This is a genomic window from Nocardia sichangensis, assembly GCF_047200615.1.
GTDB classification, from domain to species: domain Bacteria; phylum Actinomycetota; class Actinomycetes; order Mycobacteriales; family Mycobacteriaceae; genus Nocardia; species Nocardia sichangensis.
The window spans coordinates 114,084-127,602 of sequence record NZ_JBJZOK010000021.1; the positions used below are offsets into that span (position 1 = coordinate 114,084).

Annotated in this window: 11 protein-coding genes; 8 read left to right on the forward strand and 3 right to left on the reverse strand. The window is 69.9% G+C overall.

Translation table 11 applies throughout. The annotated features are described in order from the left end of the window. The first annotated feature begins 46 nt into the window (after positions 1-46). Together ACL03I_RS26490 and ACL03I_RS26495 are read left to right on the forward strand one after the other, a co-directional pair. Positions 47-1,309, forward strand: a complete 1,263-nt coding sequence (locus ACL03I_RS26490) for a PucR family transcriptional regulator (protein WP_355078416.1) — start codon at positions 47-49, stop codon at positions 1,307-1,309. A gap of 102 nt (positions 1,310-1,411) precedes the next feature. After that, complete coding sequence (locus tag ACL03I_RS26495) at positions 1,412-1,846, forward strand: CBS domain-containing protein (protein ID WP_355078417.1); 435 nt, start codon at positions 1,412-1,414, stop codon at positions 1,844-1,846. Here ACL03I_RS26495 and ACL03I_RS26500 read toward each other — a convergent pair. Continuing rightward, the gene (locus tag ACL03I_RS26500; protein ID WP_355078418.1) at positions 1,843-2,274 is read right to left on the reverse strand and encodes a pyridoxamine 5'-phosphate oxidase family protein; all 432 of its coding nucleotides are present in this window, start codon (positions 2,272-2,274) and stop codon (positions 1,843-1,845) included. The genes ACL03I_RS26495 and ACL03I_RS26500 overlap by 4 nt on opposite strands. Positions 2,275-2,412: 138 nt before the next feature. Here ACL03I_RS26500 and ACL03I_RS26505 point away from each other — a divergent pair, with 138 nt between their 5' ends. From ACL03I_RS26505 to ACL03I_RS26520, 4 genes are read left to right on the forward strand one after another with little or no spacing between them, the layout of a single operon-like run. After that, the gene (locus ACL03I_RS26505) at positions 2,413-3,678 is read left to right on the forward strand and encodes an aminotransferase class V-fold PLP-dependent enzyme (protein WP_397074675.1); all 1,266 of its coding nucleotides are present in this window, start codon (positions 2,413-2,415) and stop codon (positions 3,676-3,678) included. Next, complete coding sequence (locus tag ACL03I_RS26510) at positions 3,675-4,961, forward strand: heavy-metal-associated domain-containing protein (protein ID WP_412807196.1); 1,287 nt, start codon at positions 3,675-3,677, stop codon at positions 4,959-4,961. The genes ACL03I_RS26505 and ACL03I_RS26510 overlap by 4 nt, the downstream gene beginning before the upstream one ends. Further along, positions 4,958-6,472: an alanine racemase gene (locus tag ACL03I_RS26515; protein WP_412807197.1), complete on the forward strand. Its 1,515-nt coding sequence runs from the start codon at positions 4,958-4,960 to the stop codon at positions 6,470-6,472. The genes ACL03I_RS26510 and ACL03I_RS26515 overlap by 4 nt, the downstream gene beginning before the upstream one ends. Continuing rightward, a complete protein-coding gene (locus ACL03I_RS26520) occupies positions 6,472-7,797 on the forward strand; it encodes a pyridoxal-phosphate dependent enzyme (RefSeq protein ID WP_412807198.1) in 1,326 nt (441 codons plus the stop codon). The genes ACL03I_RS26515 and ACL03I_RS26520 overlap by 1 nt, the downstream gene beginning before the upstream one ends. A gap of 12 nt (positions 7,798-7,809) precedes the next feature. Here the strand turns inward: ACL03I_RS26520 and ACL03I_RS26525 are convergent, their stop codons facing one another. Further along, on the reverse strand, positions 7,810-9,309 hold the full coding sequence (locus ACL03I_RS26525) for a condensation domain-containing protein (protein WP_412807199.1): 1,500 nt from the start codon (positions 9,307-9,309) through the stop codon (positions 7,810-7,812). Positions 9,310-9,480: 171 nt separating this feature from the next. On the opposite strand from ACL03I_RS26525, the gene ACL03I_RS26530 reads away from it, so the two are divergent. After that, a complete protein-coding gene (locus tag ACL03I_RS26530; protein ID WP_412807200.1) occupies positions 9,481-10,110 on the forward strand; it encodes a TetR/AcrR family transcriptional regulator in 630 nt (209 codons plus the stop codon). 12 nt (positions 10,111-10,122) lie between these two features. On the opposite strand, the gene ACL03I_RS26535 is transcribed toward ACL03I_RS26530, so the two are convergent. Next, positions 10,123-13,170 carry a tetratricopeptide repeat protein gene (locus ACL03I_RS26535; RefSeq protein ID WP_412807201.1) on the reverse strand — a complete coding sequence of 1,016 codons (3,048 nt, stop codon included), beginning with the start codon at positions 13,168-13,170 and terminating at the stop codon, positions 10,123-10,125. Between the two features lie 107 nt (positions 13,171-13,277). Between ACL03I_RS26535 and ACL03I_RS26540 the strand changes: the two genes are divergently transcribed. After that, positions 13,278-13,511 (forward strand): hypothetical protein, encoded by a 234-nt coding sequence (locus ACL03I_RS26540; RefSeq protein WP_412807202.1) that lies wholly within the window; start codon positions 13,278-13,280, stop codon positions 13,509-13,511. Positions 13,512-13,519 lie beyond the last annotated feature (8 nt).

Sequence of the window (13,519 nt, forward strand, 5' to 3'; positions counted from 1 at the left end):
CGCGATTTCTCGCACGCCCGACGTGGCATTGGGGAGCGAACTCGTCATGACCTACTCCGCGTTGGATCTGTCCGCCGACTCGTCCGACCCGGTGCTGGAAATCGGTGGACAGCCGGCTTCGGTGCCTTTGCAGAACACCGACAGCGTGGCCTCGCACATGGTCGGATATTTCGAGAACGTCATGGCGCCCTGCCGCACCCTGCCCGGCGAGCAGATCCGCGGTGACGTCACGAAACTCACCCGCAGCTGCCTGAACCTCGCCGCCGAGATGTTCGACCGGCGCACCGTGCCGGACGAGGAGCAACTCGGCCCGGTGCGCGCGGCCGCCGCCCGCTGGGCGCGCGAGGGAGTGCCGTTGAGCACCATCCTGCGCGCCTACCACGAAGGATTGCGCATCGCCTTCGGTCTGGTCACCGCGCCCGCCGAGGCCGACGACGTCGAGGAGGTGCTGGTCGCAGCCGATCTGCTCCTCGAACTGCTCGAGGCGATCACCGCGGCGGTGTCCGATGCCTACGTCGACGAACAGCACCTGGTCGCCAAGGAGCATCAGACGGCGGCGCAGACGCTCGCCTCGGCGCTGCTGAGCGGGCGCGGCAGCTCGGCTCTGGCCCGCCAGACGGGTATTCCGATCGCGGAGGCGTATCAGGTTGTCGCCCTGTCGATTCCGGAGCATCCGGACGAGCGCGATCCGCGCGTCGACGGGAACGTCGCCGCGCGCCGGAAACTGCGACGGCTACAGTCCGAGCTGGCCACCGTGTTCGCCTCCCGCGCGCTCGCGCTGCTCAGCGCCAAGGGCGGCACACTGCTCATCCCGTCGGGCGACGAGGCCGAGACCGTGCTCACGGCCGCCACGCTCGAGCTGCTCGCCGTCGCCGCCGAGGTCCCGCTCACCGCGACCGTGGTGCCGACCGACACCGATCAGATCCCCGAATCGGCCGATCAGGCACACGAGCTGCTCAATCTCGTGCGCGTCGGCGTCCGGCCGCCCGGTCTCTACCAGATGTCGGATCTGGCGGTGGAGTATCAGCTCACCCGCAGCGGCCCGGCCACGCGCCGGATCGCGACCATCCTCGACCCGCTCGACGCCCATCCCGAGCTGTTCGACACCATGCGCGCCTACCTGGGCAACGACATGAACCGGCAGCTCACCGCGCGCCAGCTCTTCGTGCACCCGAACACCGTCGACTACCGCCTACGCCGCATCGCCCAGCTCACCTCGATCGACCTGGCGACCTCGGCGGGCATCTCACAGGCGGCGATCGCCCTGCTGGCCCGGGATCTGGACCGCAGCGTCGCCCGTCGCCTGTGACGTCCGCGCCGTGACCTGATCGTGGCCTGTAACGGATTCGTGCTGGTCACCGGACCGTGAACTTGCGATCCTGGTAGTGCCGCGACGTCTGGATGGTGAAATATGCGAATTTCGGAGATCCTGCACAGAAAAGGCAGCGACGTGGCCACGGTCGCGCCCGATACGACGGTACGCACACTGCTCGCCACGCTGGCCGAGCGGAACATCGGCGCTGTCGTCGTCTCCCCCGACGGCAACACGATCGCGGGCATCGTCTCCGAGCGCGACGTGGTACGCAGTCTGCACGCGTGGGGCGCGGACCTGCTGGACATGCCGGTCTCGGCGATCATGACCTCCGCGGTGCGCACCTGCGCGCCCGAGGACCGGGTCGACGGCCTGCGCCGCACCATGACCGACCACCGCATCCGGCATCTGCCGGTGGTGCACGAGGGCAGGCTGGTCGGCATCGTGAGCATCGGCGATGTGGTCAAGAGCGCGATCTCGGAATTGGCGGACGAACGCGAACACCTCGTGGAGTACCTGCAGGGCAGATATTAGAGCTCGCTGAGGTTCCCCAGATCGGCCGAGAGCCAGTGCTCCGGCCGCAGGAATACGGCGACCTGCTCACCGTAGGCCTCGGCCGCCTTCAGGTAGGTGTCCACCGATTCGGCGGGTACGTACCGCGCGGCCATTTCACGGTGCATCTCGTCGGTCATCGGGGTGATCCGGGTGACCGGGCCCTCCACGCTCACGTAGCGGACCGTGGGTTCGGCCTGCTGCACCATCAGACCGAACCGGCCGGTCTCCCGGATGTAGCGCATCTTCTGCGACTCCGGGCCGGTCAGGATCCAGACCTCGTCACCGGGACTGTATTGGTACCAGATCGGGACGGTGAGCGGGCCACGACCGGTGCCCGCGGCCACCGAGAACGCCGCGATATGCGGCTGCGCAAGGAACTCTTGACGCTCTTGCAGGGTCAGAGGCATACGTTCCAGGCTAGTCGTGAAAGCCTTTGTCCACGACAAAACTTCGAAGTCCGTACCGAAAATGCGTATCGTGGGTGACGTCCGAGTTACCGGTGGGAAGGGAGCGTCACGTTGCGGTCCCCCACCCCGAGATCGCCGGTGACGCGGACGGAGGACATTCCCCGGCCGCCGGAAATCCCGACGTTCGCGCCCGCCGCGGTGCGGGCGCTGTTCCCGGCCATCGCCGGCGCCTCCGAGGTCTATTTGGACAGCGCCGCCACCACGCAGAAGCCGCTGCCGGTGATCGAGACCATTCAGCGCTACCACAGCAACAACACCGCCAACGCAGGCCGCGGCACCTACCCCTGGGCCACCGGTCTCACGGCTCGGATCGCCCGCGTCCGCGAACACGCCGCCGCGTTCATCGGCGCCGAGCATCCGGACGAGGTGGTCTTCACCGCGGGCGCCACCGCCGCACTCAACGCCGTCGCGCTGTCGTGGGGTCTGACGGCGCTCGCCGATGGCGACGAGATCCTCTACAACGCAAGCGATCACGCGTCGAACGTGTACCCGTGGCAGCACTTGCGCGGGCTGCTCGCCCGGTTCGGACGCCGCATCCACCTCGTTCCCTACCGGGTGACCGCTGCGGGCGAGGCGGACACCGACGACATCCTGGCCAAGATCACCCCGTGCACCCGGCTGATCACGACCGGGCATCTGCACCATGTCTTCGGCGGTCTGAGCACTCTCGAGGAACTGCGCGGCCGGATCGATCCGGCGATCCTGCTGTGCTTCGACTGCTCGCAGAGCGGCGGCCATCTTCCGGTCGACGTCACCGCGCTCGGTGCGGATTTCGCGATCTTCGCCGCGCACAAGATGTTCGGTGCGCCCGGCACCGGGATCCTCTACTGCCACCGGCGTGTGCACGACCGGTTGACGCCGTTCCTGCCCGGGGGCAACTCCGGCGTCGAACCGGGTCCCGGCGGGCTGCGCCCGGGGCCGATGCCGTCGCGGCTGGAAGGCGGAACGCCCGACATTCCTGGCATCCTCGCCCTCGGCAGTGCACTGGAGGTGCTGGAATCGTTCGGTCTCGACGCCGTCGCCGCGCACAATCGCGCCCTGACCCTGCGGCTGATCGACGGGCTGCGACCGGTTCCCGGCCTGGAGTTCCTGCCCGGCCCGGCGCACGCGACCTGCGAGGTCGGCTACGGCATCGTCTCCTTCACCCTGGAGGGGATCTCGGCCGCCGACGCGGGATTCGTCCTGAGCGAGTTCGGTTTCCTGGTGCGCACCGGTGCGCACTGCGTCCCCGCCGAGTCCGACGGCGCGGGCTCGGTGCGGGTCAGCACGCACATCTACAACACGCCCGACGAGATCGACCGATTCGTCGCGTGCGTGCGAACCATCGCCGAGGAGGTCACGTGAGTAACGACATCTCCCGCTACGACCGGCGGGCCGCGTCCAGGGTGCTGGCCGACTTGGCGCAGCCAGGGTTGTTCACCGAACCGGTACCCGCTCCCCGACATCGGCGATTCGAATACGCCTGTACGGCCTTGGGTCTCGAGCCGGACAGCCATCTCACCTACTCGCAGCGGCTGTATCTGGAGCGGTTCATGCGGCCGTGCCGCGCGGACCAGGTGACGAGCGCGACGCATCGGATCGCGTGGACCGACAGCGCGGGCATCCCGAATACCGGGCACTTCCGTGCCGGTGGTCTCGGCCCGTCGGTGCCGATCGCGACGCGCGAGACGGTCCTGGCGTTGTGGCGCCAATTGGACGCCGACGCCGATTTCGCCGCGCGGGTCGCGGCGCTCGGACCTCGCGAACACGCCGTATTGGCCGGCACGACCACCGACCACGATCCGCGCGACATCTTCCGGGTCGGCATCGAGGCGGCGGGGCGCGTGCTGGCCCAGCACGCGTTGCTGGTGGACGCGACCCCCTACCGCGACGCCGCCGAATTCGCCGAAGGGCTCCGCGTTTCCGGGATCTTCGCCGCGGTCGCCACGCGATGGTTCTGGGAATTGCAGGCCTCGACCTACCGGCGGGGCATGATCCCGGTGACGCTGGTCGCGCAACCCGACGGCACCGTCCGCTATTCGGCGGAGTCGGTGGCGACCCTGCGCGCGATGAAGGACGCCACCATCGCCGACGCGCACGCCGTGATGGAGCGCGCCACCACGGCCGAAGGCCTCACGGTGGCCGAGGCGATCGCCAAGTACCACGACGACCTCGACCTGATCTCCCGGCAATACGCCCTGCTGCCCAAGGGCAGCCATCCGGCCTGCCCGGCCGCCACGCCACACCAGCTCGACAGCGGGCATTTCAGTCTCCTCCCGCTGCTGGTCGACCGATTCGTCGCGACGTTCACCGAGATCGCGGGCCGCTGCGCGGTCGCCGAGGTGAGCGCCGAACTCGACCAGGCGACCGCCGACCGGGTCGCGACCGCCGAGGACCAGGTGTTCTACGTGCCCGACATGACCTGCAAGCACTGCGTCCGCACGATCGGCGGAGTGCTGGAGTCGATGGACATCCGCGTGGTCGAGATCGACCTGGACAGCAAACGGGTGGTGGCCGAGTTCCGCAGCCCGCGCAATCGGGCCCGTGCGTTCGAGGCGATCCGGGACGGCGGCTACAACCCGGTCGCGCAGCGGCCGGACGACGCGCCGCGGGCGTCGGCCACCGAGCCGTCGGAAGCCGCCGTATGACGCCGTGGCCGCCGGCGCTGCCCGCGAAGCTCCACCCGATCGTCCGCGCTTTTCTCGACACTCCCGGCCTCCCGACGCAAACGCTGACGAGATTCGGATCGCCCGCGCATCTGGTGTTCCCGCAGGTGTATTCGGAGAATCTCCTGCGCCTGCGTTCCGTGCTGGAGCGGAGCCTTCCCGGCCACCGGATCTGTTACGCGCACAAGGTGAACCAGTCTCGCGCGTTCGTCGGTACCGCCGAACGCGAGGGCATCGCCGTCGACGTCGCCTCACCGCACGAACTGTCCAGCGCCCGCGCCGCCGGGTTCGATCCGGCGCGCATCGAGGTCACCGGCCCGAAAGGGGAAGCCTTCCTGCGTGAACTCGTCGACCGAGGGGTCACGATCAACGTGGACAACCTCTGGGAGCTGGGCCGCATCGCGGAACTGGCCGGAACGCAAGCGGAAGTGCCTGTGCTACTGCGAATTTCCGGATTCGACGCGGGACAGGTGAGCCGGTTCGGGATACCGCTCGCGCATGTCGGGCAGGCATTCGATCTGCTGTCGGCGCGGCGCGGGCGGATCGCCTTCCTGGGCTTCGCCTTTCACCTCGACTCCGGCGACCTCGGTGAGCGCGTCCGGGCGATCGACACCTGCCTGCGACTGATCGAGCGCGCCTACGATCACGGGCTCACCCCGTCGGTGCTCGACATCGGCGGCGGCTTCCGGCAGGTGTTCACCGCCGACGCCGAGCGGTTCGACGCCTACGTGCTCGCGCTGCGCGAATCGCTGCTCGGCCGCGGGGAGCCGATGACCTGGGGCAGCAACACCTTCGGCTACCACGTCGCGGGCGGGGCCGTGCACGGCACACCGGTGTTCCACAAGTACGCCAACACCATCGCCGCCGACCGCATGCTCGCCGATCTGCTCGACGCTCCGCTGGAGCGGCACGGCGGACGCACGGTGGCGCAGGTGGCGGGCGACAATCTGCTGGAGATGTGGCTGGAGCCGGGCAAGGCGCTGGTAGATCACGCGGGTATCACGGTGGCCACAGTCGAGTTCGTCAAGGAGGTCGCCGACGGCAGCGTGCTGGTGCACGTCGACCTCAGCCGCGATTCGGTGACGCCCGCCGATCAGGAGGTCATGGTCGACCCGATCCTCCTGCCCGGCGATGACGCGACCGCGGGCGACCGCGACACGGGTCCGGTCGGCGTCTACCTCGCCGGGCGGCTGTGCCTGGAGCGCGATCTGATCACCAACCACAAGGTGTGGCTGCCCGCGCGGCCCCGGCCGGGCGATTCGGTGGTGTTCCCGAATACCGCCGCCTATCACATGGACCTGTCCGCCGCGACGGCCTCCATGCATCCCCTGCCCGCGAAACTCGCGGTCACCCGGACGCCCGACGGGTTCCGGGTCGTGCACGACGCCGACTACGAGCCCGATTTCCCCGTCGAGTCGTCCCGGCCGCGTCAGATCGCGCCGCACGCCACCGACCTCGTCAACCGTCCGGTCCGATCCGTCGAGGCCCCCTGATGCGATACGACCACATCACCGAACTCATCGGCAACACGCCGCTGCTGCGGCTCGACCCCGCGGTGCACGGGCTGGCGAATGTCGAACTCTACGCGAAACTGGAGTCGCACAACCCGTTCGGTTCGGTGAAGGACCGGGTGGCCTGGGCGATGCTGCGCGACGACCTGGCGCGAATCCGCGCCGAGGGCCGGACACTCATCGAGGCGTCCAGCGGTAACACGGCCAAAGCGCTGCGCGTCCTCGGCGCGATGTACGGGATCGACCTGCGCGCGGTGACCAACCGGATCAAAGTGGGCGAGGTCCGTGATCTGCTGCAGCTGTTAGGCACCGAGATCGTGGAACTGCCCGGCCTCTCCGAGTGCCCGGACCCGACGACGCCGAACGACGTCTACTCGGTGATCGAGGCGACCATGGCCCAGCAGCCCGCTACGTACCGGCATCTGTCGCAGTACACCAACGAGAAGAACATCGAGGCGCACCACCACGGCACCGGCCGGGAGATCCACGAGGACCTGGCCGCCGATGGCATCACCAGGATCGATTATCTGATCGGCGGGCTCGGCACCACCGGTTCCACCAGGGGGACCGCTACCTACCTGCGCAAGCACAATCCCGAATTGCGCACCGTCGCGGTGGTTTCGGAGCGATCGGACTTCATTCCCGGCATCCGTTCGGAGAGCGAGATGTGGGACGTCGGGCTGTTCCAGCCGGAATTCTACGACCGGATCGTGACCGTGACGGCGGGCGACGCCGTGGACGCGACGCTGAGCCTGGCGAGCGGATACGGGGTCCTGGCCGGGCCGACCAGCGGTGCGAGTTACGCCGCCGCGCTGGAGACGCTCGGCGCGCTCGATGTGTCCGCGAGGGATCCGGACGATCCGCTCGTGGCGGTGTTCATCGTCTGCGATCGCCTCGAACCGTACCTGTCGTACATCAAGAAGCGCAGGCCGGAACGGTTCGGCCGCGCCGAACGCGAAGCGGCCCCGACCGCGGAGGAGCTGGCGGCGGTGCCGCGGCTGTCGCCCGAGCAGCTCGCCGAGCTGGACCGGACCGGACGCCCGACCATCGTGGACAGCCGTGGCGCCATGGCCTATCGGATCGGGCACGTCCCCGGCGCGTTGAACATCCGCGACGACCAGCTCGACGACATGTTCGGGCACGGCATCCCGTTCCCGCGCTCGCGCCCCGTCGTCTTCGTCTGCCCCGTCGGTGAACTGTCGGTGCGGTTCGCCGCACGGGCCAGGCGAGCCGGCTACGACGCCACCAGCTTGGCCGGTGGCGTGGTCGCCTGGCGCGATGCGGGGTTGCCGCTGGAACGAGGCTGATCGCCCGCGGGCTCACCGCCGCCCGGCGGACAAGTCCGTCAGCAACGGGGTAACCGGACCACGGTAACCGGCGGCCAGGAGTTCGACTGTGGCGGTGAACAATTCGGTGAAAGCGACCGCGGTGCCCCGCTCGAACAGCGCGGCCGGGTAGATGAATACGCCGTCGATGCCCGCGGGCGCACCGAGCCGGTCGTACCGGTCGACGAGACCGAATTCGAGGTCGTGCTTGGCGCGGACGATTCCGGTGTCGACCTCGGTGATGCTCACCCCGCCGGAAGCGTCCGCCGCGGGCTGGGCGGCCGCGCCGCGCTGGAGGATGAGCGTCGCTTGGAACAGCGGGCAGGCCGCGTCCTGCAGCAGGCAGCGCTTCAGCCGCTGGCCGGGTGTATCGGGATGGGCGAAGGCGGCCAGCGCCACCCCGCGCACCTGATCGAGCAGTTCCTCCGCGTCGGCGGCGCGGTCGAGCCGGACGCGCATCAGCACGTCGTCGGCGAAGTTGCCCACCAGGTCGTCGAGCAGCCGGTGATCGCGGCCCGCGACCGCGGTGGCCACCGTCACGTCGGCGCTGCCGGAGAAAGCGCCGACGGCCACCGCGAACGCGGTCTGCAACACCATGAACAGGCTGGCTCGCGCCGCGCACGCCCGATCGAGCAGCGCACGGTGCACACCGGCGGCGAACGCGACCGGTACGACGGCACCCGCGCTCGCACCGCCTCGGCGGATGGCACGAGGCCGGGCGCAGGGGAAATCGAGCACCGGCGGCCGACCGGCCAGGGTGTTGGCCCAGTACCGCAACTGCTGCGTGGCGCGGCTCCATTCGTCGGAGTAGTCACCGAGCTGGGCGTGCTTCCACAAGGTGTAGTCCGCGTAGTCGATCGGCAGCGGCGGCCAGTCCGGCGCGGCTCCGTCCTGTCTAGCGAGGTAGGCAGTGCCGAGATCGCGCAGCAGCGGGGCCACCGACCGCCCGTCGATCGAGATGTGGTGCACGACCAGCACCAGCACCACCTCGTGCGGTCCGAGCACGCACAGCCGGGCGCGAAGCGGCAGGTCGGTCTCCAGATCGAACTCGATCGCGGCGAATTCCGCGATATGCCGCGGCAATTCGGCTTCGGTGGCCAGGACGACGTCGGTCCGCCCCCCGGCCTCGTCCGCGGGGACGATCACCTGGGCCGGGCCCGAGGCGGTCCTCGGGTAACGGGTGCGCAGCGGTTCGTGCCGGGCGACGACGTCGTCGATCGCGGCGACGATCCCCTCGGGCCGCAGTGCCGGCCCGGACAGTCGCACCGCGCGAGTCACATTCCAGTCACTCGAGTTCCCGGCCCGCGCGGCGTGCCACATCCGTTCCTGCGCGGGGGCGAGCGGGATGTGCGCCGGACGCGGCCCACGGGCCAGCGGCAGCGGCCGCCGCGGCGGCGGGAGAGGCCGAACCGCCGGTCGTACGGGGCGCATCCCCGCATGCCCGAGTACGTGACCGATTCCTTCGGACGAGATCGCCGCAGCGGAGTTGTGCACGCGCCGTCACCTCCACTACCGAACCACCGAGCAACCCAGGGAAGGTAACCAGGTCGAGTAAACCGTCAGTTACCGCACCGTGACGGCGCGGAATCCAGTTCGGCAAGACCGGGGAGGGCGGGGCGGGTGCGCGCGGCGCCGGGGCGCGCCGCCAGGCACTATCGTTGGGCCGTGCAGACAGGTCAGGACGCAGACGACGACGGGGGCCCACGGATCTGGGGTGGGACGACGCTCACCGAGCGCAGGGAGACGCGGCGGGCGGCGCTGTTGGAAGCGGCGCTCGATCTGATCGGCGAGTCGGGCGCGAGCGGGGTCACCATGCGGGCGGTGTGCCGTAAGGCCAATCTCACCGACCGCTACTTCTACGAAAGCTTCGCCAGCCGCGACGAGCTGCTCGACGTGCTCTACCGTCAGGTCGCCGAGGAATTCCTCGAACCCATGACGGCCTTCGCCGCCACCGACGACCCGTCCCGCGATCGCGCGCTGTCGGAGATCCTGGTGGACAAGGTGCTCGCCGACCCGCGCAAATCGCGGCTGTTCCTGGTCGAGCCGTATTCCAGCACCGGGCTCGGGCAGACCACCTTCGCGGTGATGCCGGTCTTCACCCGGATCATGCAGGACCATCTGTTCGGCCACATCGACGATCCGGTCAAGCGCAGGCTGGCGGCGGTGACCATGGCCAGCGGGAACGCGGGCATGTTCTCGGCATGGCTGAACGGCTCGCTGCGCGCCACCCGCGAGCAGATCATCGAGCACTGCCTCGCGATGCTCACGGTGTATCGCTCGCTCTACCGTTCCTGACCGCCCCGCACGTCACCCGGTGCGGCCGGACGGTAGGTTCCCGGACCGGCCCCGCCAGTACGCCAGCGTGTTCCGCGTCCGAATGGTGGCGCCGTGACTGGGGCCGAGAGCGCGCAACTCCGCGACCAGCAACACCTCCAGTTCCGCGACGGCGCGGGTCAGGTCGCCGTGCCGGGCGCGGCAGCCCGCGAGTTCGTTGCGGGTGTCGAAGGTGTCCGGATGGTCCGGGCCGAGCACGCGCAACCGGTCGCCGAGCAGTTTCTCCAGGTCGGTGATCGCGCCCGCGAGATCGCCGCTGTCGGCGCGGTAGGCGGCCAGTTTGCCGCGGGTGAGCAGCGTGTCGGGGTGGTCCGGTCCGAGCACCCGCAGACGATCGTCGAGCAGTCGGGTGAACTCCGCGCCCGCCCCGGACAGATCACCGCTTCGCGCGCGGAACGCCGCGAGGTTGTTGCGCGCGCCGAGCGTATTGGGATGGTCGGCGCCGAAGACGCGCAGATAGTCGGCTACCAACTGCTCGAATTCGGCCCGTGCGCCTGCGAGATCGCCGCTTGCCGCCCGCCAGTACGCGAGGCTGTTGCGGGTGCGCAAGGTGTCCGGGTGATCGGCGCCGAGCACGCGGGCGCGGTCGGCGCGCAGCTGTTCGAACCGGTCGATCGCCCCGGCGAAATCGCCGACGTCGCCGCGATTGGACGCCAGGTTGTTCCTGGTGCGCAGGGTTTCGGGATGGTCGGGCCCGAGCAGGCGCAGCCGGTCGGCGAGCAGATGCTCGAACTCCTCGCCCGCGCCGGAGTAGTCGCCGCAGCGGGCGCGGTAGCTCGCCAGCTTGTCGCGGGTGTCCGAGGTGGCCGGATCGTCGGGTCCGAACACCCGCAACCGGTCGGCGAGCAACTGTTCGAAATCGGCGACGGCGCCGACCAGGTCGCCGCTCTCGGCGCGGTGATATGCCCACCGTTCCCGCGTGATGAAGGTGTCGGGATGGTCCGGTCCCAGTGACTCGGCGAAGTCGGGCGTCCACGCCGCCCACAGGTCGCGGTCGTCGGCCGACCTGCCGGTTTCCAGTTTCTCCAGGAAGTCGATGGCCAAGGCGGCATCGCCGTAGGCCAGGCAGTGGCGTACGGCCGCGCCGCGCGCGTAGTCCGCGGCCCGGTCGCCTCCGTCGGCCTGGATCGCCGCGACCAGGGCGCGGTGGGCGTCCGCGATGCGCACGCCGAGGCGGTGGCATTCCGCGCCCAGCGCGGGCAGGAACGCGCTGTGGGTCACGCCGAGCGACTCGCGAACGGTGCCGGGATGACTGCGGGTGACCAGGGTGCCGAGATTCACGGCGATGTCGCGGACCCGGGCGGCGCTGAGGTCGACGCCGAGCGACAACAGCGCCGAATCCAAGAGCTCCAGCGGCAACACCGGCCCGACACCCGCCGCGACCAGCACACCGAGCAGAGCCGCTGTGTCACCGGAGGTTTCGGGATCGAGCCCGCGCAGCGCCGTCTCGACCCGCAGCGCGATGACCCGGTCGAGGCCGATCCCGGAGGCCACCGCGCCGTCGGTCAATCCCGAAGCGACCTCCAGCAGGATGCCTGCGACCAGCCAGCCGCCCGCCACCACCCGCGAACCGCTCGCGTCCGTGGGGGTCTCCGCCAGCAGCCGCTGGATCCAGCCGATCCAGTCGACCGGGCCCAGCGGCGCCGTGCCGCGCGCGGAATCCACCACGGCGGCGATATCGTCGGCCGCCGGTTCGGCGATATCGATGCGGTACATGTGCGCCAGCCCCGGATCGTCCTCCACGCCGGTGCCGGGCCGGATGCCGACGATCACGCGCACGTGCCGAAGATCCTCGCGGCCGGTCAGATCGGCGATCGCGGCCACGAGCAACCGCCTGGTCCCCTCCTGCGGCTGGTTCAGTCCGTCGAACACCAGGGTGACCCGGCGGCCCGCCGTGGACAGCCGCGCCAACGGGCGGCGGACCAGGATGTCGAAGATGTCGAACTCGTCCCTGGGCCGGTGCGCCCTGGCCGCGCGCGCCGCCTCACGGAAGCCGGGCACGCGCGCGTCGAGCTGCGCGGCCAGCTCAGCGGCCACGGACTCCACCGAACTGTTCACCGTCAGGAACACCGCGGCGGTGATGTAGTCGGGGGTGACGGCGAGCCCGTCGACCAGGCTGGGGCGGATCAGCATCGCCAGCAGCGTGGACTTGCCCACGCCCGCCGGACCCAGCACCGCACGCAGCCGGTGGCTGCCCGCGTCGACGATCGCGTCGAGACGCTCGCGCACATCGGGCGTCAGCAGCAGACGCCGGGTGAGCTGGTCGACGAATCCGGCCGCGGAGCGTCCGCTCACCGCGTCGCGGTGGCGCGCGGTGTTCGGCACCAGCCACAGCCCCGGGTCGACGCCCTGTGCCGGGGACACCGCGCCGGAACTGAACGACAGATGCTGCGGCTGTTGATGGGTGCACTGCACGGCGATCGGATCGACCAGGTCCGAGGGCAGCAGGTTCTCCCCGCGCAGCGGCAGGCCCAGGTCGAAGGTGGCGAGCATGGTGCGGGTGAAGCATCCGGAATACGCGGGCCCGTCGCCCGAGGCGACCAGCAGTTCCATCCGGCCGCCCGACTGCGCCAGCAGATCGGTCCACCGGCGCGCGGCCCCTTGGACGCCCTGCCCCGCCTCGCAGGCGTCGACGAGCAGCACGAGCCCGTCCAGCGCGGCGCGGTCGAGCCGCTCGCGGATCTCTTGGGTCAGGTGAAACGCGTTGTGCGAGGTGGGATCAGCGGGTGAATCGTGGCCGAGCAGGTAGAAGTCCTCGGCGCTGGTCGCCACGCCGTGCCCGATGAAGCCGAGCAGCAGGGTTGCCTGCCGCTGCGATGCCGCCGTGAAGGCAGCGTCGACGGCCTCGAGCAGTTGCGCGGCAGTGGGATTCAGCACCGGGCCGTCCAGCTCGATGGCGGGCCGCCACCCGCCCGCTTCGGTCAGACTCCCGTACAAGCCGTTGGCGAGTTCTTCGGTGAAACCCAGATCTCCCAGCGCCGCGCATTCCGACCCCACCACCAGCGCCAGCCGACCTCCCATGCAAGAAACATACTCGCGCCGCCGCGCCGTTCCGCCGCACCGATACCGAAAGGCGCTGTGCGAGACGTAGGGTGACGGTCCGAGAGCCGGAAGAAGGAGATCGCGCGATGACCGACCCGGTGGTGGGTTTGACGGGTACGCTCACATCGCCGATCCGAGGTGCCGGGACGCTGAGCGAGGTCCTGGTCGCGATTCGCGGGGGAACCGAGCTGTACATCGCACAGTCCACCGAGCCGATCCCGGCCGGTGCGACCGTGCTGGTCATCGCGGTCCATCCGGGGCGCGTCGTCGACGTCGTCCCGTGGATTCCGCTCGCCCCGGACCCGGCAGCAGAAACCTGAGAAAGTAA